The organism is Alcanivorax sp. HI0044 (genome assembly GCF_001634945.1).
The window spans coordinates 1-1,203 of sequence record NZ_LWEZ01001678.1; the positions used below are offsets into that span (position 1 = coordinate 1).

The window sequence follows — 1,203 nt, forward strand, 5'->3', positions numbered from 1 at the left end:
CATCGGCACGCGTACCATGAGCGGCCAGCTCTATGAGGTGGATACCCGCTTGCGTCCGTCCGGTAGTGCCGGCCTGTTGGTGAGCTCCATGGATGCGTTCGAAAAATACCAGCGCAATGATGCCTGGACCTGGGAGCATCAGGCGCTGGTCCGCGCCCGAGTGGTCGCCGGCTGCAGCCGGGCCCGTAACCGCTTTAACGATATTCGCCATCAGGTGCTGTGCGATTCGCGTCCGCAGGAGAAACTCCGTGAGGACGTGCTGGCCATGCGCACCAAGATGGTGGATCACCTGGCCGACAAAAGCCCGGACACTTTTCACCTCAAGCAGGATCCGGGAGGTATCGTTGATATCGAATTTATGGTGCAATACGGGGTTCTGAGATGGGCCTCCTCCCACGGTGAACTCACCCGCTTCACCGATAATGTGCGCTTGCTGGAAACACTGGCCGCATTGGACATTATGTCGGCTCAGGATGCCGGCCTGCTGCGGGAAGCCTACCTGGCTTACCGGTCCGCGGCTCATCGCGCCTCGTTGCGCAAAGAGAAATCCATTGTCGACGACACTCAATTCCGCGATTTGCGTGAAGGCGTGCGAACGATCTGGAAGCATTGGTTCGACCTGTAGGGCGTTCGCTCAAAGGTCCTTAGTTCTGGGAGTATCACTGCCATGTCGATGGCTGTAAGAGACGGTTTTATCTGGTTGGATGGCGAGCTGGTTCCCTGGCAGGAGGCCAAGGTTCACGTGCTGACGCATACCCTGCATTACGGCATGGGCGTGTTCGAAGGCGTGCGGGCCTATGAGACAGCAAAAGGGCCGGCTATTTTCCGCCTGCAGGATCACACCGACCGGTTTTTCAACAGTGCGCATATCCTCAACATGAAGCTGCCCTATACCAAGGAGCAGATCAATGAGGCGCACCTGTCTGCGATTCGCGAAAATAATTTGCCCCACGCCTACCTGCGCCCGATGGCGTTTTACGGCAGTGAAGGCATGGGTCTGCGTGCCCACAACCTGAAAGTGCACGTGATGGTGGCCGCCTGGGAATGGCCGTCCTACATGTCGCCGGAGGCGCTGGAACTGGGCATCAAGGTGCGTACCTCCAGCTATACCCGCCACCACGTGAACATCACCATGTGCAAGGCAAAAGCCAACGGCAACTACATGAACTCCATGCTGGCGCTGAACGAAGCCCTGTCCGGTGG

The 1,203-nt window shown here is 58.2% G+C and carries 1 protein-coding gene and 1 pseudogene; both read left to right on the forward strand.

What is annotated here, in order from left to right; translation table 11 throughout:
* Positions 1-625 (forward strand): annotated as a pseudogene (locus A3730_RS25200) (bifunctional glutamine synthetase adenylyltransferase/deadenyltransferase); the annotation flags it as partial.
* A 42-nt stretch (positions 626-667) separates the two neighbouring features.
* Positions 668-1,203, forward strand: a 536-nt coding sequence (locus tag A3730_RS25205) for an aminotransferase class IV (protein WP_197477632.1), incomplete at its 3' end; no start/stop codon positions are given.